At 36.3% G+C, this 25,666-nt stretch carries 29 protein-coding genes; 14 read left to right on the forward strand and 15 right to left on the reverse strand.

From position 1 onward, the window contains the following. The first annotated feature begins 29 nt into the window (after positions 1–29). Both ACMAYS_RS09460 and ACMAYS_RS09465 read left to right on the forward strand, forming a co-directional pair. Positions 30–1,292 carry a hypothetical protein gene (locus tag ACMAYS_RS09460; RefSeq protein ID WP_158246868.1) on the forward strand — a complete coding sequence of 421 codons (1,263 nt, stop codon included), beginning with the start codon at positions 30–32 and terminating at the stop codon, positions 1,290–1,292. An 8-nt stretch (positions 1,293–1,300) separates the two neighbouring features. Then, positions 1,301–2,467: an ATPase, T2SS/T4P/T4SS family gene (locus tag ACMAYS_RS09465; RefSeq protein WP_412463159.1), complete on the forward strand. Its 1,167-nt coding sequence runs from the start codon at positions 1,301–1,303 to the stop codon at positions 2,465–2,467. Here the strand turns inward: ACMAYS_RS09465 and ACMAYS_RS09470 are convergent. The 3 genes from ACMAYS_RS09470 to ACMAYS_RS09480 form a co-directional block, all read right to left on the reverse strand. Beyond that, complete coding sequence (locus tag ACMAYS_RS09470) at positions 2,397–3,437, reverse strand: aspartate kinase (RefSeq protein ID WP_412463160.1); 1,041 nt, start codon at positions 3,435–3,437, stop codon at positions 2,397–2,399. The genes ACMAYS_RS09465 and ACMAYS_RS09470 overlap by 71 nt on opposite strands. Positions 3,438–3,453: 16 nt before the next feature. Beyond that, positions 3,454–5,139, reverse strand: a complete 1,686-nt coding sequence (ettA, locus tag ACMAYS_RS09475) for an energy-dependent translational throttle protein EttA (protein ID WP_103218022.1) — start codon at positions 5,137–5,139, stop codon at positions 3,454–3,456. A gap of 82 nt (positions 5,140–5,221) precedes the next feature. Beyond that, positions 5,222–6,082: a hypothetical protein gene (locus ACMAYS_RS09480; RefSeq protein ID WP_412463161.1), complete on the reverse strand. Its 861-nt coding sequence runs from the start codon at positions 6,080–6,082 to the stop codon at positions 5,222–5,224. A 52-nt stretch (positions 6,083–6,134) separates the two neighbouring features. Here ACMAYS_RS09480 and ACMAYS_RS09485 point away from each other — a divergent pair, with 52 nt between their 5' ends. The 4 genes from ACMAYS_RS09485 to ACMAYS_RS09500 all read left to right on the forward strand — a co-directional run bounded on the left by ACMAYS_RS09485 (position 6,135) and on the right by ACMAYS_RS09500 (position 8,901). After that, positions 6,135–6,425, forward strand: coding sequence for a hypothetical protein (locus ACMAYS_RS09485; protein ID WP_103218024.1), 291 nt, complete (start codon positions 6,135–6,137; stop codon positions 6,423–6,425). Between the two features lie 2 nt (positions 6,426–6,427). Next, positions 6,428–7,645 carry a class I SAM-dependent rRNA methyltransferase gene (locus ACMAYS_RS09490; RefSeq protein ID WP_103218025.1) on the forward strand — a complete coding sequence of 406 codons (1,218 nt, stop codon included), beginning with the start codon at positions 6,428–6,430 and terminating at the stop codon, positions 7,643–7,645. Between the two features lie 12 nt (positions 7,646–7,657). After that, positions 7,658–8,104 carry a DMT family transporter gene (locus ACMAYS_RS09495; protein WP_103218026.1) on the forward strand — a complete coding sequence of 149 codons (447 nt, stop codon included), beginning with the start codon at positions 7,658–7,660 and terminating at the stop codon, positions 8,102–8,104. Between the two features lie 77 nt (positions 8,105–8,181). Continuing rightward, positions 8,182–8,901, forward strand: a complete 720-nt coding sequence (locus ACMAYS_RS09500; protein WP_103218027.1) for a 1-acylglycerol-3-phosphate O-acyltransferase — start codon at positions 8,182–8,184, stop codon at positions 8,899–8,901. Between the two features lie 12 nt (positions 8,902–8,913). Here the strand turns inward: ACMAYS_RS09500 and ACMAYS_RS09505 are convergent, their stop codons facing one another. The 6 genes from ACMAYS_RS09505 to ACMAYS_RS09530 form a co-directional block, all read right to left on the reverse strand. Beyond that, positions 8,914–9,435, reverse strand: coding sequence for a hypothetical protein (locus ACMAYS_RS09505; RefSeq protein ID WP_103218028.1), 522 nt, complete (start codon positions 9,433–9,435; stop codon positions 8,914–8,916). A 269-nt stretch (positions 9,436–9,704) separates the two neighbouring features. Continuing rightward, on the reverse strand, positions 9,705–10,223 hold the full coding sequence (locus ACMAYS_RS09510) for a 4Fe-4S binding protein (protein WP_103218029.1): 519 nt from the start codon (positions 10,221–10,223) through the stop codon (positions 9,705–9,707). Beyond that, on the reverse strand, positions 10,220–11,365 hold the full coding sequence (locus ACMAYS_RS09515; protein ID WP_103218030.1) for an NADH-quinone oxidoreductase subunit D: 1,146 nt from the start codon (positions 11,363–11,365) through the stop codon (positions 10,220–10,222). The genes ACMAYS_RS09510 and ACMAYS_RS09515 overlap by 4 nt, the downstream gene beginning before the upstream one ends. Before the next feature lie 21 nt (positions 11,366–11,386). Next, positions 11,387–12,022 carry an NADH-quinone oxidoreductase subunit C gene (locus tag ACMAYS_RS09520; RefSeq protein WP_412463162.1) on the reverse strand — a complete coding sequence of 212 codons (636 nt, stop codon included), beginning with the start codon at positions 12,020–12,022 and terminating at the stop codon, positions 11,387–11,389. Beyond that, complete coding sequence (locus ACMAYS_RS09525) at positions 12,015–12,497, reverse strand: NADH-quinone oxidoreductase subunit B (protein ID WP_103218032.1); 483 nt, start codon at positions 12,495–12,497, stop codon at positions 12,015–12,017. The genes ACMAYS_RS09520 and ACMAYS_RS09525 overlap by 8 nt, the downstream gene beginning before the upstream one ends. A gap of 162 nt (positions 12,498–12,659) precedes the next feature. Next, complete coding sequence (locus tag ACMAYS_RS09530; RefSeq protein WP_146037853.1) at positions 12,660–13,616, reverse strand: hypothetical protein; 957 nt, start codon at positions 13,614–13,616, stop codon at positions 12,660–12,662. A gap of 168 nt (positions 13,617–13,784) precedes the next feature. Between ACMAYS_RS09530 and ACMAYS_RS09535 the strand changes: the two genes are divergently transcribed. After that, positions 13,785–14,360 (forward strand): superoxide dismutase, encoded by a 576-nt coding sequence (locus ACMAYS_RS09535; RefSeq protein WP_103218034.1) that lies wholly within the window; start codon positions 13,785–13,787, stop codon positions 14,358–14,360. A 24-nt stretch (positions 14,361–14,384) separates the two neighbouring features. Here ACMAYS_RS09535 and ACMAYS_RS09540 read toward each other — a convergent pair whose 3' ends face one another. Continuing rightward, positions 14,385–14,639 carry a hypothetical protein gene (locus ACMAYS_RS09540; RefSeq protein WP_103218035.1) on the reverse strand — a complete coding sequence of 85 codons (255 nt, stop codon included), beginning with the start codon at positions 14,637–14,639 and terminating at the stop codon, positions 14,385–14,387. A 104-nt stretch (positions 14,640–14,743) separates the two neighbouring features. Between ACMAYS_RS09540 and ACMAYS_RS09545 the strand changes: the two genes are divergently transcribed. After that, complete coding sequence (locus tag ACMAYS_RS09545) at positions 14,744–15,136, forward strand: hypothetical protein (protein ID WP_103218036.1); 393 nt, start codon at positions 14,744–14,746, stop codon at positions 15,134–15,136. Here the strand turns inward: ACMAYS_RS09545 and ACMAYS_RS09550 are convergent. The 4 genes from ACMAYS_RS09550 to ACMAYS_RS09565 are packed head-to-tail and all read right to left on the reverse strand — an operon-like array spanning position 15,126 to position 19,078. Beyond that, complete coding sequence (locus ACMAYS_RS09550) at positions 15,126–15,626, reverse strand: hypothetical protein (protein WP_146037854.1); 501 nt, start codon at positions 15,624–15,626, stop codon at positions 15,126–15,128. The two genes, ACMAYS_RS09545 and ACMAYS_RS09550, sit on opposite strands and share 11 nt — an antisense overlap. Before the next feature lie 17 nt (positions 15,627–15,643). After that, complete coding sequence (pdxH, locus tag ACMAYS_RS09555) at positions 15,644–16,246, reverse strand: pyridoxamine 5'-phosphate oxidase (RefSeq protein WP_412463163.1); 603 nt, start codon at positions 16,244–16,246, stop codon at positions 15,644–15,646. Between the two features lie 3 nt (positions 16,247–16,249). Further along, positions 16,250–18,142: a hypothetical protein gene (locus tag ACMAYS_RS09560; protein WP_392992493.1), complete on the reverse strand. Its 1,893-nt coding sequence runs from the start codon at positions 18,140–18,142 to the stop codon at positions 16,250–16,252. A 42-nt stretch (positions 18,143–18,184) separates the two neighbouring features. Next, positions 18,185–19,078: a LysR family transcriptional regulator gene (locus ACMAYS_RS09565; RefSeq protein WP_392992495.1), complete on the reverse strand. Its 894-nt coding sequence runs from the start codon at positions 19,076–19,078 to the stop codon at positions 18,185–18,187. A gap of 100 nt (positions 19,079–19,178) precedes the next feature. Between ACMAYS_RS09565 and ACMAYS_RS09570 the strand changes: the two genes are divergently transcribed. The 4 genes from ACMAYS_RS09570 to ACMAYS_RS09585 all read left to right on the forward strand — a co-directional run bounded on the left by ACMAYS_RS09570 (position 19,179) and on the right by ACMAYS_RS09585 (position 24,020). Then, a complete protein-coding gene (locus ACMAYS_RS09570) occupies positions 19,179–19,736 on the forward strand; it encodes a pentapeptide repeat-containing protein (RefSeq protein WP_158246870.1) in 558 nt (185 codons plus the stop codon). A gap of 186 nt (positions 19,737–19,922) precedes the next feature. Further along, positions 19,923–22,226 carry an efflux RND transporter permease subunit gene (locus ACMAYS_RS09575; RefSeq protein WP_412463164.1) on the forward strand — a complete coding sequence of 768 codons (2,304 nt, stop codon included), beginning with the start codon at positions 19,923–19,925 and terminating at the stop codon, positions 22,224–22,226. Between the two features lie 83 nt (positions 22,227–22,309). Continuing rightward, positions 22,310–23,293 carry a lipoyl synthase gene (gene lipA / locus ACMAYS_RS09580; RefSeq protein WP_103218043.1) on the forward strand — a complete coding sequence of 328 codons (984 nt, stop codon included), beginning with the start codon at positions 22,310–22,312 and terminating at the stop codon, positions 23,291–23,293. Continuing rightward, positions 23,283–24,020, forward strand: coding sequence for a lipoyl protein ligase domain-containing protein (locus ACMAYS_RS09585; RefSeq protein WP_103218044.1), 738 nt, complete (start codon positions 23,283–23,285; stop codon positions 24,018–24,020). Before lipA ends, ACMAYS_RS09585 begins: the two co-directional genes overlap by 11 nt. Before the next feature lie 29 nt (positions 24,021–24,049). Here the strand turns inward: ACMAYS_RS09585 and ACMAYS_RS09590 are convergent, their stop codons facing one another. Continuing rightward, on the reverse strand, positions 24,050–24,580 hold the full coding sequence (locus tag ACMAYS_RS09590; RefSeq protein WP_103218045.1) for a hypothetical protein: 531 nt from the start codon (positions 24,578–24,580) through the stop codon (positions 24,050–24,052). Positions 24,581–24,723: 143 nt separating this feature from the next. Between ACMAYS_RS09590 and ACMAYS_RS09595 the strand changes: the two genes are divergently transcribed. Continuing rightward, positions 24,724–25,305, forward strand: coding sequence for an RNA polymerase sigma factor (locus ACMAYS_RS09595; RefSeq protein WP_158246871.1), 582 nt, complete (start codon positions 24,724–24,726; stop codon positions 25,303–25,305). Then, positions 25,302–25,661, forward strand: coding sequence for a hypothetical protein (locus ACMAYS_RS09600; protein ID WP_103218047.1), 360 nt, complete (start codon positions 25,302–25,304; stop codon positions 25,659–25,661). The genes ACMAYS_RS09595 and ACMAYS_RS09600 overlap by 4 nt, the downstream gene beginning before the upstream one ends. Positions 25,662–25,666: the final 5 nt, after the last annotated feature.

Consider the following 25,666-nt stretch of genomic DNA (forward strand, 5'->3'; position numbering starts at 1 on the left):
TTTTCGAGTATAGGTTTTTACTAAGTTTCTTGCCTTTTGTCAAAGTCATTGGCCTAGTATCAGTCGTAAATTTCAATATTTACGCTACAGGCCTGAAGCAAATTACCCTAGGCATAGGCCAAGTAACTGAAATCTCATTAAACAATGTTTTAAACTACAGTATATCTAATAAAGAAGTTTTATCGAGCAAGTCGCTACAGGCCCAATCAAAACTCATTATTAAAGGTAAAATGCAAGGTCACTCAATTGTCACACTATGGTTAAACTCTGGCAACAAGAAGACCTTCGAATTCTATGTACTTTCAAAGTCTGGTCAATTTAAGGTGCTCGAAGCTCTAAATAATCTACGTCATTTCGACATCAATGGTGAAATCAAGGGAGATAAATTAATTATTACCCAAGATATTACAACACTTGATCAGTACCTAGTCCTACGACCGCTGTTAAGTAAAAATAAGAGTATTATCTTCAAAGGTGAACTAAAAGATCAAGTAGCAAAGAAAATCATCGCAGAGATTCATCACCACTTTTTTCAAAACTACTATGACGATATACGCTGCCAAAAGAACAAGATCGATATTCACTGTTTCACCAACGAAGAGATATTGAAAGATATAAAATTTCTTAAACCACTTCAAAATAAACTTATGGTTAAGTTTTTTCTATCTCAAAGATTTGAGAATATTTTGAACCATAAACTAGAAATGAGAATCATCCAAATTGAAAGAATGGACGGAAAAGAAATAAATTTCGGACTAGATCAAGTTGACGTAGGCCTTGCAGACCTTCTTGACGAAGGAGCTTCAGCACTTGCAAAGAGTCAAAGTATTGTACTTAGAGATACAGATTATAATGTCTCAACACTTGCGACACAAAAAATTCTACTTCGTACAAGTAATAAAACAACAGTGCAAATGGGCTCTGATATCCCCTTTACGACAACGACTAATAACAACGGAAATAATACACAGTGGAGATTTGCAGGGCTTAAGATTGAGATACTTTTAGAGAAAATAAATAATCGCTATAAAGTGAAATACGCTACAAAACTTACTAGGCCAATGGGACAAATGAATGGGGATACGTATATCAATGGGAGTGCACAAGAATCAAGTTTTCTCATTGAAAAGGGAATTCCAATTCAAATGTTTGAAATTGACTTAACAACTGATGATAACGCAGGAAGAAGACTTCCTATCCTTGGCCAAGTACCTATTCTAGGAAAGCTCTTTTCATCTTCAACAAAGTTTAAAACATATAAAAGAATCATTGCAATTGCGAAACTTAAATAGGAAATAAAATGTCACAAATCAATCAGTATTTTTTCAATGAATTTAAAATGCTACTTAGTGAGAAAGCAAAGAAAACAATTCATCTGAACTTTAAAGAAATTATTCTAGAAACACTCGAAAGAAATAATCTTCAAGAAAGTGACTTAGATAATCTAAACGAAATCAAAGACTGGTTTAACAAGGTCTATCATCAAAGTTACATTGATGATCTTCTAAAAATGTATGATGCCAATGAGTTTATCATTCACTCTCCTAGTGATATCGAAGTACAAAAGAAGGATCATCTTAATTTAAAGGTTGAATTTCTAAGTAATGAAGACTTTGTCTTAAGCTTAGTTTTTCTAACTCAAAAACTAGGAATTGATTGGAACTTCAATAATCCATTTGCATCATTTAAGAATACTCGATTAGTTGACGGAAATGAGATTGACTTGCGAGTGAGTATCACACATCCATGTCTTTCCCCTAAAGCACAAGCAAAAGCATTTTTGAGAGTTCATGCAAAAGAGAATTTCAAAATATCCGATTTTTCAAAAGACAAAGAAACACATGAGATCGTGGAAAAGTTGGTTAGTGATTATAAGAATATTGTTATTGCGGGCTCTACGGCAAGTGGAAAGACTAGCTTTTTAAGAGTTTGTAAGGCGCTATGCTTTGAAAATGAACATCACGTTATTATTGAAGATGTTGCAGAGATCGACGGAGATATTTCCAATTCAACTCACCTCTTATCACATCCTAGTGAGGGAAAGAGTCTAAAAGACTATTGTAGTTATGCTTTAAGGATGTCTCCAAAGAGAATTCTTCTTGGAGAGATTAGATCAAGTGAGGTTATCCCATTTTTATTAGCAATGAATACTGGGCACAAAGGTATGATGAGTACAATTCATGCTAACAGTGCCAAGGATACACTACTCAGACTTACTACATTATTTTCAATCTTCTCAGAGAGTAAAAACGGAATTGATTTCGATCAAATCTTACGACTGATCTGTCAAAGTGTTGATAACGTGATCTTTGTTGAAAATAAAGAAGTAAAAGAAATTATAGAGGTTCACGGTAGTGAAGCAGATCGTCCGATTTACTCAACACTTTATTCAAAGGCTAAGAAAATAACTGATCACCAAAGAGGTCTATCCACTCACGAAGATCTTGGCCATCAACTTCTAGCGTGAAGTAATCATCGTTATTTTCATCGACTTCAAATGACCTTTCCAACAACTTTGCATTTTCAAGAGGAAGGCCAAATACCGTAATAAAATTGCGTGAGGCTTCATCTCTTTCTGTTGAAATAGCACAGAAATGATCTTCCTTAGCATCACTAATACAGCTTCCAGCTTCATTCGGGTAGAATACACTTTTAACAATAAGGGGTAGATTTGCTTCGATTAAAGGGTTCATCGTTCGATGAAAAAGAATTTTAGCACCTTTATTAGTCAAAAGTTTTGTCTGTCGGTAGCTTAGGTTGTGAATTAAAGGTGCATTTGTAAGAACCTTTGGATCATGGCCGTAAACACCTTTAACGTCCTTCCAAATCACAAGCTCTTGTACATCATCTAATGCCCAAGCAAAGATAGCAGCAGAATAATCTGAGCCCTCTCGGCCTAGAGTTGAAGTTTGGCCATCGGTTGTTCGTGCGATAAAGCCTTGTGTAATAATTAGCGAGTGCTTATTTAAATCTTTGCAATTTGCCTTTGTATTCTTAAAGAGAACCTTGGCCTCATTAAAATTGCGATTCGTGAGAATATAGTCACGGGCATCTGCGTGATAAAGTTCTCTTCCTTGTTGTTGAATATAACTAGCAAGGATTGATGTAGAGATACGCTCTCCAATACTGTAGATAGAATCGAGAGTCGAACTAGACTTGGGAAGTGTAAGATAGCTTAGCAACTCTTCTTTAAAATTGGAGAGATCAACTTGAAGGTTTAACTCTTCAATGATCACTCTATGCTTTGTGAAAAAGTCTTCAACTAATAAATTAGAGTCTTCACTAAAGTAAATTGACTCCAGCTCATTAGTTGAATTATACGTCGCAGATAAAACAACAAGAGCATCATTTGGACACGCTAAAATTAAATCTGCAATCTGCTTAATGGCAGCAGCGCTTTTTATCGAACTGCCACCAAATTTATATACACTTCTCAAGCTTATAATCTCTTTTCTAATCTCTAGTAAGTTTCTTATAAGTGTAGCGCTTAGGATTCATTGCTGCATCTCCTAGACGTCTTCTCTTATCTTCTTCGTACTCGTTAAAGTTTCCTTCAAACCATACAACTTTCCCCTCGCCTTCGAATGCAAGGATATGTGTTGCTAAACGGTCTAAGAAGAAACGGTCGTGGGAAATGATAACAGCACAACCAGCATAATCAACAAGTGCTTTTTCAAGAGCTTGTAGAGTATTTACATCAAGATCGTTTGTTGGCTCATCCAGTAGAAGAACATTTCCACCTTCTTTTAAAACTTTTGCAAGGTGTACGCGATTTCTCTCACCACCTGAAAGCTCAGAAACTTTCTTCTTCTGGTCTTCTCCAGAGAAGTTGAATTTTGCAATATAGGCACGAGAGTTAACTTCTTGGCCACCAACATTGATAAACTCAGTTCCATCAGCAACAACATCATAGATTGTTTTTTCAGGATCTAAATCACGTCCCTGGTCAACGTAAGCAAGCTTAACAGTATCACCTACATCGAAAGTTCCAGAAGTTGGCTTCTCTTGACCAGTAATCATTTTGAATAGAGTTGTTTTACCAGCACCGTTTGGACCGATAATCCCAACGATTCCACCAGGAGGAAGTGAGAACTCAAGATTTTCATATAGAAGTCTGTCGTCGAATGCTTTTGAAACGCCGTGAGCTTCGATAACTTTATTTCCTAGACGAGGACCTGCAGGAATGAAAAGGTCATTTGTTTCATTTCTCTTTTCACTAGAGATTTTTGCTCTTTCTTCGTAATCCTTAATACGAGCTTTTGACTTCGCCTGACGTGCTTTAGGGTTTGAGCGAATCCACTCAAGCTCTTCTTTCATTGCTTTTTGTCTTTTCGACTCAGTCTTTTCTTCTTGAGCTAGACGCTTTGCTTTTGTCTCTAGCCAACCAGTGTAGTTTCCTTCGAATGGAATCCCTTGTCCACGGTCAAGCTCTAGAATCCAACCAGCAACATTGTCTAGGAAGTAACGATCGTGTGTTACTGCAATTACTGTTCCTTTATATTGTTGTAGGTGTCTTTCAAGCCACCATACTGTTTCAGCATCAAGGTGGTTTGTCGGCTCATCTAGAAGAAGAATATCAGGTTTTTGAAGTAGAAGACGGCATAGTGCAACCCTTCTCTTTTCCCCACCAGATAGGTTTCCACACTTTGCTTCAGATGGAGGACAATTTAGTGCTTCCATTGCAAGGTCTAGTTGACTATCAAGAGTCCAAGCATCTGCAGCATCAAGTTTATCTTGAAGCTTAGCTTGTTTATCAAGAAGATTATTCATTTCGTCATCAGACATTGGCTCTGCAAATTTTGCAGAGATTTCATCAAATTGAGCAAGAAGATCAACTGTCTCTTGGCAACCTTGCTGAACAACTTCTCTAACTGTTAATTCAGGATCAAGTTTTGGTTCCTGTTCAAGGTAACCAACCGAATAATTTTTAGCTAAGTGTGTTTCACCTAGATGGTCTTGATCAAGACCTGCCATAATCTTAAGAAGTGTCGACTTACCAGCACCGTTAAGACCAAGAACACCAATCTTTGCTCCATAAAAATATGAAAGAGAGATGTCTTTTAAAACGTGCTTTTGCTTATAAACTTTTCCAACACGGTTCATTGAATAAATAATTTGCTTATCATTTTGATAGGCCATCGATTGACTCCATTTGTTTTAAAATTACTCAAATAAAGTACCTATAAAACGATAGAATATCAATTACAGAGTGCCTGCAAGCTTAAAGATTTAGGTGACTTATTAGACGAAAAAAGTTTGCGACATAAGGCACAAAGAAGAAGACCACAAGCCATATAAATTTGAAGATTTTTAATCGTTGTAAAAAAACTTCATTTTCACTTCGGTAATCATCCCAAAGATTAATCTCAATGGATTCAAGGTCTTCACAAATATCCACACCTTGGTGTTTCTTTACTTCAATTAGTGCAGCGAGCCTTCGAAAGAGATCCTTGGCCAGGGCCTGATCTAAATCTACAATTGAGTTGATTGATGAACGATGAATGAGTTGATTGATGGGAGTTCCAACATCGTACATTAGCTTAAATATGAGATATGAATTTAGAATCTTACTAATAGGGGCCAGAAATTTTCGCTTTAGTTTCTTAATAAGCATGATGAAACTAAGAATACCTACAAGATTATAGATTAGGGCCAAAACGAGGAAGGTATAGTCGGTTGCGAGGCCAAGGATATTTGTTGCAAAGATATTTAGGGCAAATGTAAGTCCCATTGCCATAAGAAATTGAAAGAGTGTTTCATTAATTGTGCCTGCGGCCTTCTTCTCAATTTGAAGATCATTGGAGAGAGCGTGGCGCATTTTTGCAAGAGTTCGACTTGTTGCAGCGCCAAATTCTTTTGCAATCTGAGCAATCTCACAAATTAATGAGTCGTAAAACTTGTAATTTGAAAGTTGCGTTAAGTCCCCCATCAAATTGAGCTGGGATACTTCTATTAACAAGTCCTTGCCTCTTTGATATTCAGATCGAATTCGAAATTTCAATGAGTTAAACCTTTCAATTAAGGTTTCAGCAGGAATAAGTAATGCTAAGAGAGTGATTGATAAAAAAGATATTATTGCCAAAATAGACCTCCTATCTTGACGTAACGCTATGTATCTGAAATAACAATACTCCATGGAAAATAAAGAAGAGTTATTTCACATTCGAAATGAAAACCACGCTTTTGATAAGCAATCAGAGGATATTAATCACCCTGATTTCTATCTCAATGATGAACTATTAGAAGAGTTAAAACTCTTTTGCCAAAATTTTGATCCATATCGTGACATGGACCTTGAAACAAAGTTTCGTTTACAAGAATTTGGTGTTCTCGAACTCTCAAACCCTTTTGAGATAACAAATAAACTTCTTCTCTTACTAGAGAACAACCTTCAATATCGTATTAAGTTAGAAAAAGAAAAGTAACAATGAACAAGAAAACCGCAGGTCGTCCACGCATTCGTACACCTAGGGTAGAACTACACCCTGCCAGTATCAAATATCTCTTCAAAGGTCATCCTTGGATTACTAAAGATAAGTACTCTCTTAAGTTTCCTAAGGGCTCTCCTTTTATTACGGCAAAGCTTGATGAAGTTAAGAACGACGATGCGAAGTTTGTTGTTATGCTAAATGATCCGACTCACGATAGTGTGCTAGCACGAATCTGGCGTATTGGTGAAGGTTCATCTCACATTGGCCCAAAAGAGTTCTACTTTGAACTTAGAGAGCGCATGCAAGCAAGTTTTGAAGCACGTGGGAATATTGATACTCGTGAAAACTACTACCTTGCTTTTGGCGAGTCTGATTATCTACCAGGTCTTTTTATTATTCGCTTAAAAGATAGAATTCTTATTCAATTTTATGCAAACTTCTGGAACCACTTTGAAAATGACGTTCTAAAAATAGTAAAAGACTTTTTTCCTAAAGATACTCTTTGGGTTCAAAAAAGAAATCTAAAGCGTAAGAAAGAATTTTATTGCGCGACAAATAAGCAACTAAAAGAAGATAACTTTATCGTTGAAGAATATGGAGTTAAGTATCAAATTAAGCTTAACCAATTCTATGATATTGGAATCTACACAGATATGGCGGCAATTAGGGACCGCGTGAAAGAAGACTTTGAAGGAAAGAGTGTTTTAAATCTATATAGCTACACTGGAGCTTATTCTCTGTTTGGACTGAAACAGGGGGCAACAGATGTAACAAGTGTGGATCTTTCTCAAAAGTATCTTGATTGGCTACAAGAGAACCTTGTTCTTAATGAAATGAGTGAAAATCATGAATCACTTTGTATGCCAACAATCAAGGCACTAGAAAAGTTTAAGGCAGAAGGTCGTAAGTTTGATTTAATTATTTGCGATCCACCAAGTGCATCAAGTGATGGAAAGAAAGTTTCGAAAGCTATTGATGCATATAAAGATATGATTCCTCTATTTGATATGATTCTAAATAAAGGTGGAAAAGCGCATATCTTTTTAAATACACATTCAATTACACGCAAGAAATTTGAAAATAAAATTAAAGAGTACATTGGTACCCGCAAGATTAGTATCACTGGATCACTAAAACTTACTGGTGACTGTCCGTCACTTAAAGGCTTTATTGAAGGCGACTACCTTAAAGGACTAACTCTTTTAAAGAAATAAAGGAAAAAATAAATGACAAATAACCTGGCCATAATTGTTCCCCTATTTATTGGTTGTATCGGAATCCTTCAAGGTGCCATAAACCGATTAATGACAAATGATATCGGTCTTACATGGATGGCCCTTCTTGGTAACTTTGTTACTCTAGTTGTTTGTATTGGTTTCTTCTTCTTTGTTAAATATAACCCAGAGTTCTTTCCTGAATTCGTTCGCTTAAAGGACTTCCAATTTAAGTGGTGGTATGTCATTCCTGGGTTCTTCGGCTTCTTATTTGTTGTGGGTCTTCCGCTTGGTATTTATGAAGTTGGTGCCGTAAAAACAACTGTCGGACTAATCGCTGCACAGATGGTGACAAGTGTTCTATGGGATGTATTCGTAGAGAATATCTCTCTTACTGTGCCAAAAGGTCTTGGAATCTTAATGGCAATTGGCTCAGTAATTTTAATTACACTATTTTAACAGTTACTCTTAAATAGCGTTAAAAACACTTTAATTTTATAGTCTGACACCTATAAATCCTATGCTATAAAGTAAAAATGCTTTTAATGTATTTTCGTCTATTCATTGCTGGATTATTCTTAGTTATTGGAACACTAATTTGGATTCCAATATGCATGTTTCGTCCTGCAAATCGTGGCAACACATACATGATTGCTAAGTACTACTCGTGGCTAACTCACCTTTTTTTAAATATAAAAATTGAAGCAAGAGTTAAGAAGAGTCACAAGGATATTAGAAATTCTGTTATCATTTCTAATCACCAATCAAATCTCGATATTTTCTTTGTAGGGCCGGCCCTGCCAAAAAGAACAGTCTCTCTTGGGAAGCAGTCTCTTGTCTGGATCCCTATTTTTGGTCAAATGTACTACCTTGCTGGAAATATTCTGATTAATCGAACAAATAGAACTAAGGCCTGGAAGGCCATGGCCGAAGTTGCTCGAACAATTAAAGAAGACAATTGTAATGTCTGGATTATGCCAGAAGGAACTCGCTCAAAAGGACGAGGATTACTGCCATTTAAAAAAGGCCCATTCGTTGTTGCTATCCAAGGCCAACTTCCAATTTACCCTGTTGTATTTTCTGAATATGATAAGTCATTTGATCTTAGAAAACTCAAACCTGGAAAGGTTATCATTGAAGCACTTGAGCCTATTTCGACACAGGGTTTAACAATGGATGATATTGGAGAGCTCATGGACAAGACTCGTGAAATGATGCTTGCCCATATCAATAAATTATCTAAAGAAGTTTCCTAATAAAGTCTTTTATTAGAAGATATTTACTCTTGTCATGTAATCAACTTTTCTAGCATCAGCTCTTCTAAGTGGACCTTGTGTTCCTGGAGCAGTAGTTCTTCTTCCATCATTTATGGCCGCATTACTTGTTGGACACTCCATTCCTAACCCACACATATCTTTCTTATTAAGAAAAAGTGCCGCTTCAATAAAGCTATACTTTTTACCCTTGTAGATTAATTTTAGATCTTCGATTTTACCTGTTTCATTTGGAAGAATAACAAAGTCACCTTTTTCTAGAATATCAAAAAAGAATTCCTTGTACGGTGCATATTCCTTCGTAACTTTGAAAAGAACATCATTATAATCATTTCCGTTTGGATCTTTAGAATAAGCACTTACTGTATCACCATAGACTCTAATCGATCTAATATCTTGATCACCATAGTACTGACTTCTAATCTTTAGATCACCTGAAGTTGCAAAAATTTGCTGGTATGAAAAAGCATTTAAAGTGATAAATAGTGCAATTGTAACTTTAAGAATCATTTTCATTATTCCCTCCAGATACATATATAGTTGCACTTTGTGTGCCAAGAATTTAACGGAATATTAAGTAGTTAGATTGTAAATATCTTAAACAGTGTCTATTGAAGTGACGACATACCGTCCGTCCTGGACATGCGTCTTTCGGTTATATGAAGAAGATTTTTGCGCTGAGGAAACATCAAATAGCTGAAGCTATTTGAATTTATTGAGAATAATCACTTCAAGCGTCTGCGCATAGAAATAAAAAAAGGCTCCATTAGGAGCCTTTTTTATTTCTATTTTACAATGCGTTCACGCCATTTTTTGATATCTGGTGCTAGATAGTCGTACTTCATCTCATCAAGAGTATATTGAGAGAATTCATAGTCTGTCGTGTGAGTTAGACACTCAGTAGGACAAACAGTAGTACAAAGACCACAGTAACAGCAAAGAGCTGTATCGATTGTATATTGAAGAAGATCTAACTTAATTGGTGTTCCACCACTTGTCTTAAGTACTGGAGCATCTTTTTCACGTCGAACTGCTGTAATGTAAATACAGTCAACTGGACAAGCAGTTGCACACTGGTAACAAGAAATACAGTTTTCAACGTCGTTGAATAGACGTGAACGAGAGTTTGCTGGAAGCTCTTCTCTTACTTCTGGGTATTCAATTGTTACAGGCTTTACACCGTACACATATTTAAAAGTAATACCAAGACCTTTCGTTACAGTAGTAATACCAGTCCAGATATTCTTAAACCATTTTCCTAACGTTAGTTGCTCACCTGCGTGGTAAGTTGTATCAGTGCTCATCGGTCAACCTCTCCTAGAACAATATCAATACTTCCGATTGTAGCAACGAAGTCTGCAATCATCTGACCTTTACCAAGTTCAGGTAGCATTGAAGTGTGAGTAAAACATGAAGACTTAACTTTAACTCTGTAAGGAGTTTTTCCACCATCTGAAACGATGTGGTAACCAAGTTCTCCACGTGGACACTCAGTTTTTGTATAAATCTCACCTTTTGGAAGCTTAATGATTTTTGGAACTTTACCCATAACAGGTCCAGCTTCAATTCCATCAAGAGCTTGACGAAGGATTTTGATTGATTCAAAGATTTCGAATACACGTACATAGTAACGATCCCAACAGTCACCAACAGTTCCCATTTCACCTTTACCAGTAACAACATCAAAATCAAACTTATCGTAGTAACCATATGGCTTCTTCTTACGAAGATCCCACTCAACACCTGAACCACGAAGAACAGCACCAGTTGCACCGTACTCATAAGCCATCTCAGGAGTTACAATACCAACATTAGCAGTTCTGTTACGGAAGATTGCGTTCATACCAACTAGATCGTGGTACTTCTTCATGCTTTCTTCCATCGTTGTACAGAATTGATCGATACGACGAAGTTGATCGTCATTAATATCATTCCAAACACCACCAATCCAAATGTAATTGTATAGTAGTCTGGCACCTGAAAGCTCTTCAAAGATTCTTAGGATTTGCTCTCTATCTTGGAAAGCGTATAAGAATGGAGTGAAGGCCCCAAGGTCGATTGCGTAAGTACCAAAGTACATTAAGTGAGATGCGATTCTTTGAAGTTCCGCAACGATGATTCTGATATACTCTGCTCTTTCAGGAACTTCAGTTCCAAGCATTTTTTCTACACCGTGAACATAACCCCATTCCATTCCCATAGCACCAAGATAGTCCATACGGTCAGTGAAAGGAATAATCCCACGATAGTCTAAGTTCTCGCTGTGCTTTTCCATACAACGGTGTAGGTAACCTAGGTATGGAGTCGCTTCAACAACGATTTCAGAATCTGTTTTAATCTCAACACGTAAAACCCCGTGAGTGGCAGGGTGCTGAGGCCCCATATTTACTGTCAGTAGATCAGTATGTAAGGCTTCTTGTTCTTGTTTTAATGTATTATCTTCCATTAAAAATATCCTTAAAATTAATTATTTAGCTTCTTCCATCTTCTTATTTAGAGCTGCCTCTAAATCAGTAGAAATCTTTCCATCCCATGAACCAGAGATTTTCTTTGGTTCAGCAGCATCAATTCTTGCCTTAGCAAAGAACTCATGATCTGCAATATTCATTTTATGTTCAGGATTTACTTCGAAACCTTGCCAAGCTTTTTGAACTTCGTAGTCTTTACGAAGTGGGAAACCTTCCCAGTCTTCAGGACAAAGAATTCTTCTATGATCTGGGTGTCCAACAAATTCAACACCATTCATATCGTACACTTCTCTCTCTAAGAAGTTAGCTGACTTCCAAACATCACAAACAGAATCAATCTTTGGAACATCATCTTTGTTTGCTTTTGGAAGTTTTACTTTAAGTATTACATCATCAGAGTTCGTGATGAACGAAGCTAGCATATAGTTTACTTCGATTTCATTTTCGTAATCAACACCAGATACAACTTGAAGAACGTTGAATTGATAATCTGAGCTATCTCTTAGTGCATAACAAACATCTTTAATCTTTGAAGCATCAATTAAGATTGGCTTATCACCTGCTTCATTTTCAATTAAAGAAGCATTTGCACCACTCACTTTATCATTAATAAAAGTTACTAATTCATTAAGCATGCTTCACCCACTTATCTTTAAGAAGTCTTTCGTTGGCAACTTTCTTTTGAAGTGTCATTAAACCTTCAATTAAGGCTTCAGGTCTTGGAGGACAACCTGGAACGTAAACGTCAACAGGAACGATCTCATCAACACCTTTAAGAACGTGATAACCGTGTTGCCAGTAAGGCCCACCTTTGTTAGCACATGAGCCCATCGAAATAACATATTTCGGCTCGGCCATTTGTTCGTAAAGAGTCTTAATTCTTGGGGCCATTTTAAGTGTTACAGTACCTGCAACAATCATTAAGTCCGCACGTCTTGGTGTCGCCATGAAAGCACCACAACCAAATCTTTCTAAGTCATACTTAGATCCACCAGTTGCCATCATTTCAATAGCACAACAAGCAAGACCAAACGTCATTGGCCATAGAGAGTTCTTTCTTCCCCAGTTAAGGAAGTCATCAAGTTTTAATAAAACAACACTATCTTGCATTGCCAGCAATCCTTTTTATAGATGTATAAAATTATGAAATTCTTAGGTTATAAATTACCAATGCTTAGCTTTGTAGTCAATTAAAGCCGAGGAAAAAAGAGAGTTTTTTGTAAGTGATCATTGGTGCATAGAGACATTATTGAGTTCAGTCGTCAATAAAATTTAGTCTAAATATGAACGACAACGAGCATTAAATTTCGACTCTACTTGGCCAACTTTCTTATTAGCACTCGCTATTGAACGGGTTTGGCTCTCCCTAAGGTAGGTCATACGCTTGAGATCATTTTGACAGACCTTAGTCATAATGGTCCCATACTCCTCAATAACTGCTACTGGGTATGGCTTTGACCAAGCCGAAGATATTAGGCTTGAATCCTCACGAGAACTAAACTGGATAATCTCATCAGAGATGCCTAGTTTACTTGCCTCATGCTTAAATTGATCATAATGAACGCCTAATTTATAAAATTCCTTTATGGCAAGATCCCTTGAAAACTCCTCTCCATCTAAAATATTTAGGCACTGTGGAGAAATTGCCTTAAGGCCATAGATTTCACGTCCAACACGGCACTCGACCATAAAAGCATCCACTTCCCCGCCTTTGCCTTGAATAGTATCGCTAAGAAAGGAAGAAACTGAGAATTCACTTAAATAAGGGTTGAAAGGTTTTTTATAAATATAGTGAGTGAGCTCATGGATAAGGTCTAAAACGGCATTTTTAGTTGAATGTGACTTATCAATATAAACAGTTGATCTTGTTTCAAAACGCACGCTCTCAGGAGAGCTTGGATTAAATTTTCGAACAAGGGTTGTGTCGGTTACCGATACATCTCCACTATCAATTACCTCTTCTAGGCGCTTACGATCCTTGGCAGCTCTTAAACGGGCCTTGTCAATAAGCTGAATTCCTAGCTTTGAAGTTGAGACAATTTCGATAAGCTGCTCGATACTGCCTTCTTGAGTGGAAGAAAGCTTTCTCCAATTTCCACTATACTTATTAGTAGCCGAGCGAATTACTCCACCACGTTCTGCCCAACTACTTGCCGCAACGCTAGAACAAACAAGAAAACTCGTTAAGATTGAAAAAAATAATGTAGGTAGACGGCCAGGCAAATGCATTACCTTAAAATCGACATCTAAGTTAAATTCTTGAGTAAAATTTGAGGAGAATTTCCAAAGGGCAAAAATAATTTCTATAACTTATTGCGTTTTGCACTTAAAGAACAAACGCATTAGAATGGAGCTGTTCAAAAAACATTTTAAGAATCTAGAATTAAGGAGAAAAGAATGGAACATAAACTTCCAGAACTACCATGGGCAAAAGACGCTCTAGCACCTCATATCTCAGCTGAAACAATTGAGTACCACTACGGAAAGCACCACAATGCTTACGTAACTAAGCTTAACGCAGCTATTCCAGGAACTGAATTTGAAAACATGACTCTAGAAGAGATCATCATGAAATCAAGTGGTGGATTATTTAACAATGCTGCTCAAGTATGGAACCACACTTTTTACTGGAACTGTCTTGCTCCAAACGCGGGTGGTGCGGCAACTGGTGCAGTAGCTGACGCTATCAACGCAAAATGGGGTTCATTTGATAAATTCAAAGAAGAATTCTCAAATGCAGCTGCAACTAACTTTGCTTCAGGTTGGACTTGGCTAGTAAAGAACAAGGGTGGAGAACTAGAAATCGTTAATACTGACGATGCTGAAACTCCAATGACAGATGGTCACACAGCACTAATGACAATCGACGTATGGGAACATGCTTACTATGTTGATTACAGAAATGCTCGTCCAGATTACATCAACGCATTCTGGAACCTTGTTAATTGGGATTTCGTAAACTCAAATCTTTAATTATTTAATTAAATGAAAGGCCTCTTATGAGGCCTTTTTTTCTTCTTCAATATAACTTAAAACTTTCACTTCAAAGCCAAATTGATTTTCTCTCCTCAAAAGTCTGAAGCGAGATTTATCCTTAGTTGGATGCAGATGCTTAATCTGGCCTAGAGTTTCTTGTAGTAATTTTGCCGACTCAATTGAGTGGCACTCAATTTTATATTGGTCACCTTTCCTCTGTTCAACAGGCAGAAGGTAGAACTCATCTTCAAATAAATTTACATCAATCAAAAACATTCTCTTTCCCCAAAGTATAAGTACTTATTATTTCGGATGTTTTCGAAAAATATTAATGATTTTTTTTATTATGTCGATAGGTACATGGAATAATGGAGATATTTATGAAAAAAATTATTTTTGCTAACTTACTTGTTCTAATCGCTTTCACAATCAAAGCTGGTCGTGAATTTAAAGATCAAGATGCAATTCAATTTGAAAAAAATCTAAATGCTCACATTAGTCAGGCGGTAGAGATTGCGAATCTAAAGCAAGAGGTCGCTCGCCATAAAGAAACGATTCAAGAAATCAAAACAGAATATCAAGCAGCACTTGATAATATGCAAACCCTAGTTGCTGCAAATCAACAAGCCAAACAATATATTGGTTCACTTAAAACTGGTAATGACAAACTCGCAACGGCCTTAGATAAGGGTGGGCTTGTAACACCAGAACTTGCAAAGTTTATCACTAGAGAAAGTGGAAGATTGCCAGCAAGCAGCCAATCTAAAAAGTAAGAAAGCTATAAACAACAGAAATATCAAATTGAAAAAGAGAGAAAATTTCTTTTCCAGAATAGAAGTTCATATCAGTACGTACACGCAATTGATTTGAAAGCGGTATATTAAATCCCATTCCTAAAATAACTGAGCTATACGTACGATTAACTAAACCTGTCAGTACTTGCCCATTATAAACAGAAGAGCTTCCCTCCACCATTGTCCAATGTCCTCCCAAGTTCATATCAAGCCATTCTTCAGGAGATAGACGTAACATAAAACCAAATTGGTTTGTGTCCAAATCGATCTTAAAGCCTTGATGATCATTAGAAAGTGTCCCCTTTCTAAAAAAACCTTCAATGGCCAAAGCACCAAATTTCACTCCAACATTGGCAGATGGAAAAATTGCGGTAGCGCCGTTATAGTAATCAGATTCAGAGATAACACCACTTAAGGATGCTCCACCTCCAGCATATAGCTCTGATGCATTCCCATTAGAGACCAACAAGAAGATTGTTAATATAATTATGGATAAAGTCTTAGAGAATGCCACTCATTACCTTTTTTAATAAATTGAAAACGATCATTTAAACGGAACTCTCCGTAAATAAAGAAAGTAATTTCCTGGATATCAACTAAGTACCCACCCCAGTTTTCAGGATAAGGAACTTCATCCTTATAGCGATCTAGACCAGCATTATATTCTTGCTCTAATTTACTTCTGTCTTCAATTGAAGAAGACTGTTTAGAAATGAAGCTGGCCACTTGGCTCTCGAGAGCACGGGAATGAAAATACTTCTTCGAAATTTGCGAATCACACTTAGAGATTGAACCTCTAATTCTGACTTGTTTTCCAAGACGATGCCAATAGAAAGTCATAGCGACTTTTGGATTATTCTCTATCTCGCTGGCCTTAACAGAGTCATAATTTGTGAAAAATAATGGTTTAAAATCTAAGACTTCTTTTAATAAGAGAGTTCTAGCATTTGGAAGCCCCTCACTATCGACAGTTGAAAGTGTAAATGCAGGTCCATTCTCTTCTGTAGCAACAGCTTCTTTAAACCATTTCTCAAAAATCTCAACTGGAGAATCTTTGTACTCACCTATAAATTTTTTGTAATCACTCACAACCTACTCCGTAATAATTTGAAAGTCTCTTTTTGAGTCGTGAAAGTCGCGGTTAATATCTAAAATCTCATAATATATTTTAGGAAACTCATGCTCTCCATACTTAAAATGTACAGGCTGAGTACGGTTACCTAAGATATCCAACTTAAAAAACATTAAGTTTGGCAGATCATCAACAGGAACAAGACTTTGCACAACACGATAAAAATACTTACGAAAATTATTCTTGTCGATGTTATCGATCACCTTTTCCAATTTAATATAGATATTTTCGACATCTGAGTTAAGAATTTTTTGAATTCTCCTAGCAACGTGACGAGTATGCGCCCTTTGCCAAAAGAATATCTTACTTATGATATGGTCACCTTTTCCATTTCTTGAAACAACTCGGTAGCCACGATCTTTTTTGATCTTGTTAACTTCATCAATTATTCGATCAAGAGGTACATCTTTAATATAGTCAAAAATCTCTTTTCTAAGTACAAGACGATACTTAACTTCGGTTGTAATATTAGTCTTGATTGAATCTAATTCCTTGAAGTCCATTTTTAAAAAGATAAATTTAGGAACCAAGGCCTTGATCTTTTTCTTCGTTGATCGCCACTCTCCACTTGTGAAATATCGATCCTTTCTAATGTAGTTAGTTCCGAAATCAACAGAAGTTTCAGTCGCCCTATCTTTTGGAATGAAAGAGAAGTAAGACTCCTCGATCCTATCCTTTCTTTTATGAATAAGGATATTAAACTCTTCACTGTACTTGTAGACTTTGTTTGGAAAGAAATACTCTCCTGCATCAGGGCCATTTATAATAGAAATATTATTCTTATAATAAGTCCAGTCATAATCAACTTCACTAATAAAGATACCAAGCTTAAAACCACGACGCTTGAACTTATACTCATTGAATCCTTGAAAAAGTAATTTTACACCTGTACCAAATGTTGCAATTTCATTTGCTAGGCTAAAGTCAGAGATTAACTTTTCCTCAATATACTTTCGTCCAGTATACTGTCCAATCATCTTATCTGTATCAAGCTTATACTTAGGTTTGATAATACGATCAAATGCTTCTCTAGCATGTGGCAGGCTTAAATCAAAAATGTAGTCTAAAACGTACTGTTCACCTATTCCACGCCCTAAATTGTATTCGACTAATTTCAGTTGGAAATTTTTAGAAACAAAGTCAGGAGCATTTACTTTTTCAACTAGCGCGACAAAGAAATCACTCTTTACTTGAGCACCTGTTTTGGCTTCAGTCGAAGTTCTCGTTACGATTTTGAGGCGAACCTTACTCTCATCCATGCGGTAAATATTGATATTGTAATTACCACTAGTAATAACATTGGCAAATGCACTAGCATCCACAATATCACCATAACCATATGATGCACTCATGCCGAAGTTTAATGTCATCTGAGCAGGAATACTAACAAAGTCACCAATGGCCAATCGTTTTAGAGTACTTTCTGCGTTATATGGTAGTTTATTGATAGAATAAGGAACTGCTAAAATCGCTTTCTTTTGGTCTTCGAAATGGCGAATGAAAGTTACACGATCATTCTTTGAAAATGTTAAATTAATTGGCGTAACAGCATCAATATATGAGCCAGGATTTACATGACGATTGAAACTCCATTCATCAACACGAGCAAACTTTCCTTTTAAGTACGATGGCGTCATTTCATAGCCATACTTAAGGCCGACACCTACACCCTTTATCTTCTTCCAATCAAGAAGCTTTACTGTTGTTGATAAGTTTAGGTTAGCAATTTCCCTAACGATAATATCTTTGATTTTTCCATCTTTAAGAAAACCAATATCCTCGGCCCTTGATTGTAGAGAAAGGGCGATCAATATTGTCATTGCAATGGATTTAATAAGCGAAATTTTATTCATCGATAGATGCTAACGAGTTTTAAACAGCTCGGCAAATAGAAATTAATGCAGATTTAAGTGAGCGGCATCGGCCTCAACCATTAATAAATCTTTTAATTTTCTTGCGAATAGTAAATTTTCATTCTGCTTTTTAATAATGGCAAATGTTGGAAGATGAATGTCATGCTCTGGTCCAAGACAATAGAGTTCTTGGTATATTGATTCATTGCCAATTGCAGCAAGGATGATTTCCCCTCGTTGGGCAAGTGTTAAAAGATAATGGAGGTGCTCACTAAAGAAGGCTTCTTTTAGATAAACTTTTTGATCCTTAAGAATTTGTTTAGCACTAACAATCATTTTCTCATCTGAAGAAAGAAAACCTATTGGTAGTTTTTTTACTAACTTTTCAAATGGAAGATGGTCATATTTCTTGGCTACCGTCTCATTTGCATAGAATTTAAGGTAGTTTTGAGCAACGAGGAAATTCTCGTATAATTCATTTGATAACTTCTTATCACTAATGGCCACATCAACAGTATCATTTTCAAGGTAGTACATAGTTTGTGAGAAGTTCTTAGAACGTTTAGTAATTGTATGGCCAAAATCACTATATGCTGAATAATAATCCGCTAAAACCGTTGCAATATTTGGAGACTCCAAATGAGATTCAATGGAAAAAGTCACATCATAACCACCATCATCATGTGGCGTTAAGTTATCAACAAGACGCATCCCATTTGAAAAAACACCTTTGGCGTGTGAGAAAACTTCCTCACCTTTTTTAGTTAAAACAATCTCTCTAACTTTTCTTTCGAATAGTTGGACGCCATAGTTTTGCTCAAGCTTTTTAATCTGCTCACTCACAGTCGACGAAGCAAGGCCCATTTTCAAAGCGGCTTTCTTTACGGATTTATGCTTTGCAGCTTCATAAAAACAATAGAGATGATTCCAGTTCATGCAAATACAATAGTTCGGAAATTCCGAATTTACAAACAATTGACTTAATATAGCTAAATAAAATCGCTACTATCTTCCTAGTTTTACAAAGAGGATGGAAATGACGACGCAAAACACGATGTTTACAGCAATCAAAAAACAAAATGAAAATCGTATCAATCTTAGGAATGTTGATAACTTACGATTAATCAGTGCCTCTAAGCTTGAGAAGAGTTCGTTTGATAACTCGATGCTAGATAAGATTAGCATCCGTCACTCGGATCTTAACGAAAGTGATCTAAGAAAATGTAATATCAAATACGCCAAGCACAATAATTCAAATTACGAGGGTGTTGACTTCACATGGTCAAACCTTGCAAAGAATCGTTTTAAGAGAATTAACTTAAAAGATGTAAGCTTGGAATGTACAAATTTAGAAGATAGTACATTTGAAGAATGTGATCTTGCGGCAACAAGCATGAGATGGGCAAATCTACGAGGAGTTACTTTTAAAAATTGTAGCCTTAAAGATTGTGACTTTTCTAATGTTGATTTAACGGGAACGATCTTCATTAACTGCAACCTTAAAGGTGCTAAATTTAATATCAATACGAAGATGCCATTCTTGAAAGAGAATGCCATTGAAAAGCTAGGAATGGATTTCATCGGAATCCACTAAAAACTAGTTTTACGCTAACGCTCTAGCACACAATGTTCACTCTCGAACACGTAGAGAGTATCGACAGTATTTTGCTAGAGCGTCTACATCAATCAAGTATTTCTTATAATCTCCCCCCAAAATTCTTAGCTTTTCTTCATAAAACTTAATATAGTAATTAAGCAAACTTCAAAGGAAATTGATTATATGAAACGTGTTCACTCACTTGCAGAAAGAGTCTCAAAGTATATCGTCGACCATACTAAAACTTGTCTTCTAATTTCATTTATCTTCTTTATCGCCATTAGTTCGGGACTTCCGAAAATTCATGCTAACTACTCAGTAAAGGGTTGGCTAATGGATCACGATCAACGTCTAATTGATCTTAAGGAGCATGAAGGGATTTTTGGTAGTTCGGATACAATCGATATCATGGTCTATAAGGAAGATGGTCTTTTTGATGAAAATACAATTAAGACGATTCAAGACATCACGAGTGATCTTTGGCAAATTAAGCATATTGTTCGTGTTGAAAGTTTAACAAATCACAACTCAATAGAATCAGAAGATGATGATATTTTTATTACACCATTTTTAGATGAAGAAGTTGAGCTAACTCCAGAAAATTTAAATTTAAAAAAAGAGCATGCCACGAATGATCGCATGCTTGTAAACTCAATTATTTCTAAATCGGGACGCTTTACGTATATTAGGGCCTTTCTTGATACATTTGAAGGTACTCCTCCTTATGATCAGGTCGTTGTTGATACGGAAGCTTTGCTTGAAAAGTATAATAAAACTGACGGGGTAAAATTCTATCTCGGTGGAATCTCTTTTATCAACGAGTCACTCCAAAGAGCATCTGATCGAGATATGATGGTAGTCTTTCCAATAGTAGTTGGAGTTCTCTCTCTAATCCTTTTCTTATTCTTTAGAAACCTCTTAGGAATAGTTCTCCCATTCTCATTAGTTGGTCTTGCCATTATCACGACATTTGGAATTGAGGGACATTTAGGAATTGAGTTATCAAGTATCATTGCGGCCTTGCCGGCAATTCTTATTGCAATTGGATTAGCTGATTCGATTCACATCTTAATTACCTACAGACACTTCTATATTTTTGATAGAATGAATGAACATGATGCTGCCGTTGCAGCTTTAAAGAAGAACTTTATTCCAACACTGCTCACAACTCTAACGACAGCAATTGGATTCTTTTCACTGACATCAACAGATATTAAACCAATTTACAATCTTGGTATCCTATCAGGAATTGGAACTTGTATTGCGTGGTTCTACACTTACTTCTTCCTTGGAGCGTTATTAACTAAGGTTCATTTTAAAGTTGGAGATCGTGACGATAAATTCCATGCCTTTGATGGAATCTTTATGTTTGCAGAAAAGCATAAAGTAATTATCAATATTCTCACTCCAATTATAACAATTGCTTCAATTTACTTTGGGATGCAAAACTATATTAATGCTGACCCTATCGAATACTTTGATGAGCATACGCCAGTTAAGCAGGCCTTTAACATGGTTCGTAAAGAATTTGGTGGATCAAGAATGATTGAACTTGTTTTTGATTCAGAGAAGGCAGAAGGTGTTAAAGACCCTGCGTTTTTAAAGAAGTCTGAAGAACTAGTTCAATGGATGCTTAAAGACGAAAAAATTATTCGTGTAAGCTCAATCCTCGATATTGTAAAACAGATGAATAAAACTCTCCATGGTGATAATGAAGAATTCTATGCTATCCCAGATACGAGACGTGCAGTTGCAGATCAATTATTTCTCTACACTCTTGGTTTACCACAAGGGCTCGATCTAAAAAATCAATTATCTCTTGATAATCGCCGCTTTCGTGTCCTCGTTATGTGGGATGTAAATGATTCAACGGCCGCTATTGCAAAAACAGATAAGATCTTAAAGAAAGCGGATGAAATTGGCATTACAATCTATGAAGCCGGTCAATCTCCTATCTACAATCGAGTTAATGACCTTGTTGTAAATACTCTTTTAACATCTATGAGTATTTCACTTCCGATAATTTTTCTAATTATCTTATTTGTGTTTAAAGACTTTAAATTAGCAATGCTTTCTCTCATACCAAATATTTTCCCACTGTCAGTGGCCGCGGGAATTATGTACTTTGCAGGTGATGAATTAAATATTGGTAACGTTATCGTCTTTGCCGTCTGCTTAGGTATTGCAGTTGACGATACAATACACTTTATTTCGAATTATAAGTTGAAAATGCTTCAAGGTATGAATGGCCACGATGCACTTGCATCGACAATGCATCAAACAGGAAAGGCCCTGGCCCTTACGACGACAATGCTAACCATTGCTTTTGGTCTCTTTTACCTAGGAGACTTTGTTCCTAACCAAAAGTTTGGTGTGTACTGCTCAGTGATCCTAACACTTGCCCTATTGGCCGACTTAGTGATCTTACCTGCTGCATTACTTAGTTTAAAGAGCTCAAAAGTTGAGACTGATACTGCTAAGGTATAGAAAATACGTAGGTCCTCATCATATGTCTTAACTTACGAGCTTAAAATTGCTATAAGCATGGACATATTTTGAGGATTATATAAATGACTGATAACCAAGTAAATCAAATGGATTACGAAGAATCTCGTAAGAAAATTCAAGAAAAGAAAGCACGTCTTAATGTTGGAAAGAAACAAGAAGCGCGTAACCTTGAAAGAAAGCCAGAGTGGTTGAGAAATAAGATCCCAACTGGTGACAACTTCAAAGAAGTCAGAAAAGAATTAAGAGAAAAGCAACTCTTCACAGTTTGTGAAGAAGCAAGTTGCCCAAATATGTCTGAGTGTTGGTCTGCAAAGACTGCAACAATGATGATTCTAGGTGGTACTTGTACTCGTGCCTGTAAGTTCTGTCATGTTGATACAGGAAATCCAAAAGGTATTGTCGACTTCAATGAAATCGAAAATGCTGCAAAGATGGTTGAAACGATGTCACTAAAGTACCTTGTTGTGACAAGTGTTGATCGTGACGATCTTCCAGACTTTGGAGCTGGCCACTTTGCAAACGTCGTTAAAAGAATCAATAAAGACTATCCAGAGACACTTGTTGAAGTTCTAATTCCAGACTTCAATGCAGTCGAAGAACATATGCACACTCTTGCTAAGAGTAACCCTTTTGTTATCGCACAAAACGTTGAAACTGTTAGAAGGCTAACTCACGATGTGCGCGATCGTCGCGCCGGCTATGAAAAGACTTTAAACTGCTTAAAGTTCTATAAGGAAAATTATCCACATATCTCGACAAAGACTTCCTTAATGCTAGGACTTGGTGAAACTCATGAAGAAATTCTTGAGACACTCAAAGACCTTAGAGAAGTTGGTTGTGATATCGTAACGTTTGGTCAGTACATGCGCCCAACGATGAGACACTTAAGCGTTGATCGATACTATAGGCCACAGGAGTTTGATCGCTACAAAGAGATTGCCTATGAAATGGGCTTTGAATTTGTTGCTTCAGGACCGATGGTTCGAAGTAGTTACAAGGCAGCGGATTACCTTGATCACCTAAGGGCAAAAGGTCATGACGTTTAACAATTTAATTAATGATCTTGGTATCAAAGATTACTCACTTGAGTCGAAGAACCAAATATATATTTTTCACAAAGATAATTGGGACTATCTAGAAGCGCTAGCTTTCCAAGAAAAGGCCAATGAATATATCTACAATAATCCAGAACAAATGGTTTATATCATTACCTCTCACCCGGAAGTCTTTACAATGGGAAGAGGACTTCAAAGAGATCAAATTGAAGAGCATGGACTTGTTGATTTTGATCAGGCCCTTGTCGGAAAGATCGATGTTCCTGTTGTGGAAATTAAGCGCGGTGGAGGACTAACTTTCCATCATCCGGGACAAGTGATTGTCTACCCTATTGTTCATATTGGTCAACAAAAGCTTAGAACAATTGAGCTTATTAACAAGCTCTTTAAAAGTACGGTAAACGCTATAAATACGAGTGATAACACGATTCATGATCTCGACTTTGATCGCCCTCTCCTAGGACTTTGGCATGGTGAGAAGAAAGTAGCTTCAATGGGCATCCAACTTAAGCGTTTTGTTTCAATGCACGGGATGGCCTTAAATATTTATCCATCAGAGAAGATGAATAAGGCCTTAATGATGACATTCCCTTGTGGCCTTCCTGGTGATATTTATAATACCCTTGTAAATATCTCATCTGATGGTCTTAATACTAGCTACGAAGAATATCGTATGCGCTTTATTAATCAACTCGTAAAAGAAATATATAAGAATTAAAAAAGGGCCATCAATTGGCCCTTTCTTTATTACGATTTCTTACTATAAGATTTAATTTTCTCTTTAAACTTTTTTCTTTCGACCTTCATTTCTTCAAAGAATTCTTTTTTCATACTTCTAATACTATCGCGCTGGTCTTTGTGTCGTAGTTGCTTCATCGACTTTCTAAATTCTTTACTCTTTTCTTTAATTTGTTTTCTAATATTTTTATTTTCTTCTTTTTTACCAAATTGTAACTTCTTCTTTAGAGCATAGATCTCATCTAAGTGCTTTAGCATTAATGCTTCATTATCTTTTAAAAACTTCTCTCTTTTTGAAAATACTTTTTTCTCAAATGCCACTTTCTTCTTATGTTGTTCATCTTGAAACTTAGCAAATTCACTTTCTAATTTCTTAAGATCCCCTTTAGAAAGTTTAGAAAAATCACCATCCATTTCAGTCATCTTTTCATAACGTGCACTTCTATCTTTCTTATGCTTTCGATCTCTTTTCTTTTCACCATCTGCGAGTGTAGAAAAAGCTAATAAAAAAGTTAAAGCTAATATAGTAAGAGTTTTCATCATTTTCTCCTTTTTATCCAGTTAACTGTTATACTGGTGGTAATGGAAAAGGTTTCACTATCCTGTAACTAGTGAATATTATAGCACTTTATTGAAAGTGCGAAACCTTTGTAAGCAATATTCGTATAATAGGTATGCGTATAATGAAGAACTTTATCTGGTCAAATTCGCAATCAAAACTAGGCTCATCTGACCTAATGGAAGTTGTTGCAAAAAATGATGACCACCAAGCTTTTGAGGTCCTCTACCAAAGACTAAGCACAAAACTTTACCAATATGTTTATTATATCCTACTCGATGAGCAAAAGGCCCAAGAGATTGTTCACGATGCTTTCTTCACTTTATATGACAAGAGAAAGATGTATCGAAAAGAATATCAAGTATCGACATGGCTTTGGACGATTGCAAGAAATAAGAGTTATGACTATTTAAAGAAAATAAAAGAATTAAATGTTGCCGATGATAATGTGATTATTGGTATAGAAGATGAGCAAGTATCGACTCTTGAAAAGCTTATTGAAGAGGCCAATTCAGAAATAATAATTGAAGCAATTTCAAACTTACCTCCAACACAAAGAGAGGCCATTACCCTGTGGATGGATGAGTACACTGGAGATGAGATTGCAGAGATTTTAGGAAAGTCGAGACAGGCCGTTAAGAATTTAATAAACAGAGCAAAACTAAAACTTAAAGAGATACTTGAAACACAATTGGAGTCTTTATGAAAGATTCAAATAAAGAAATGAATATGAAAACAAATTTAAGAACAAAAGCTGCAATTAATCCGCCAAAGGAGATGAATGCTGCGTTCAAGACAAAATTTACATCTCATTTGAAAGCTAAGCAAAAGAAGAGGGCCCAGTGGTTATGTGCAGCTCTAGCAAGCATTACGATCTGTCTTGCTGTAGTTGTCACCCTAAGCCTTGAGCAACCGAGCTCCTCGGCCAGCAATGTGAAAGATTACTTGGCCTATATTGAAAGTAACTTTACAAATGATGACCAGGTTTTAGAAAGTATTGATGAACTAAGTGCCATCTCATATAATTACATTGATGTTGACGGCGAATATAGTGATTATTAAAAAAC

Origin of the sequence: Halobacteriovorax sp. RT-2-6, assembly GCF_047085025.1 — a bacterium.
Taxonomy (GTDB): domain Bacteria; phylum Bdellovibrionota; class Bacteriovoracia; order Bacteriovoracales; family Bacteriovoracaceae; genus Halobacteriovorax_A.

Excerpts from the sequence above, each read along its gene's own strand:
- ACMAYS_RS09585 (WP_103218044.1), top strand. The coding sequence starts at position 23,283 with ATGACGTTTAACAATTTAATTAATGATCTTGGTATCAAAGATTACTCA.
- ACMAYS_RS09575 (WP_412463164.1), top strand. The coding sequence starts at position 19,923 with ATGAAACGTGTTCACTCACTTGCAGAAAGAGTCTCAAAGTATATCGTC.
- lipA (WP_103218043.1), top strand. The coding sequence starts at position 22,310 with ATGACTGATAACCAAGTAAATCAAATGGATTACGAAGAATCTCGTAAG.
- ACMAYS_RS09600 (WP_103218047.1), top strand. The coding sequence starts at position 25,302 with ATGAAAGATTCAAATAAAGAAATGAATATGAAAACAAATTTAAGAACA.
- ACMAYS_RS09520 (WP_412463162.1), bottom strand. The coding sequence starts at position 12,022 with ATGCTTAATGAATTAGTAACTTTTATTAATGATAAAGTGAGTGGTGCA.
- ACMAYS_RS09565 (WP_392992495.1), bottom strand. The coding sequence starts at position 19,078 with ATGAACTGGAATCATCTCTATTGTTTTTATGAAGCTGCAAAGCATAAA.
- ACMAYS_RS09595 (WP_158246871.1), top strand. The coding sequence starts at position 24,724 with ATGAAGAACTTTATCTGGTCAAATTCGCAATCAAAACTAGGCTCATCT.
- ACMAYS_RS09535 (WP_103218034.1), top strand. The coding sequence starts at position 13,785 with ATGGAACATAAACTTCCAGAACTACCATGGGCAAAAGACGCTCTAGCA.
- ACMAYS_RS09490 (WP_103218025.1), top strand. The coding sequence starts at position 6,428 with ATGAACAAGAAAACCGCAGGTCGTCCACGCATTCGTACACCTAGGGTA.
- ACMAYS_RS09560 (WP_392992493.1), bottom strand. The coding sequence starts at position 18,142 with ATGAATAAAATTTCGCTTATTAAATCCATTGCAATGACAATATTGATC.
- ACMAYS_RS09495 (WP_103218026.1), top strand. The coding sequence starts at position 7,658 with ATGACAAATAACCTGGCCATAATTGTTCCCCTATTTATTGGTTGTATC.
- ACMAYS_RS09590 (WP_103218045.1), bottom strand. The coding sequence starts at position 24,580 with ATGAAAACTCTTACTATATTAGCTTTAACTTTTTTATTAGCTTTTTCT.
- ACMAYS_RS09465 (WP_412463159.1), top strand. The coding sequence starts at position 1,301 with ATGTCACAAATCAATCAGTATTTTTTCAATGAATTTAAAATGCTACTT.
- ACMAYS_RS09540 (WP_103218035.1), bottom strand. The coding sequence starts at position 14,639 with ATGTTTTTGATTGATGTAAATTTATTTGAAGATGAGTTCTACCTTCTG.
- ettA (WP_103218022.1), bottom strand. The coding sequence starts at position 5,139 with ATGGCCTATCAAAATGATAAGCAAATTATTTATTCAATGAACCGTGTT.
- ACMAYS_RS09570 (WP_158246870.1), top strand. The coding sequence starts at position 19,179 with ATGACGACGCAAAACACGATGTTTACAGCAATCAAAAAACAAAATGAA.
- ACMAYS_RS09505 (WP_103218028.1), bottom strand. The coding sequence starts at position 9,435 with ATGAAAATGATTCTTAAAGTTACAATTGCACTATTTATCACTTTAAAT.
- ACMAYS_RS09510 (WP_103218029.1), bottom strand. The coding sequence starts at position 10,223 with ATGAGCACTGATACAACTTACCACGCAGGTGAGCAACTAACGTTAGGA.
- ACMAYS_RS09485 (WP_103218024.1), top strand. The coding sequence starts at position 6,135 with ATGGAAAATAAAGAAGAGTTATTTCACATTCGAAATGAAAACCACGCT.
- ACMAYS_RS09500 (WP_103218027.1), top strand. The coding sequence starts at position 8,182 with ATGCTTTTAATGTATTTTCGTCTATTCATTGCTGGATTATTCTTAGTT.
- ACMAYS_RS09530 (WP_146037853.1), bottom strand. The coding sequence starts at position 13,616 with ATGCATTTGCCTGGCCGTCTACCTACATTATTTTTTTCAATCTTAACG.
- ACMAYS_RS09515 (WP_103218030.1), bottom strand. The coding sequence starts at position 11,365 with ATGGAAGATAATACATTAAAACAAGAACAAGAAGCCTTACATACTGAT.
- ACMAYS_RS09545 (WP_103218036.1), top strand. The coding sequence starts at position 14,744 with ATGAAAAAAATTATTTTTGCTAACTTACTTGTTCTAATCGCTTTCACA.
- ACMAYS_RS09525 (WP_103218032.1), bottom strand. The coding sequence starts at position 12,497 with ATGCAAGATAGTGTTGTTTTATTAAAACTTGATGACTTCCTTAACTGG.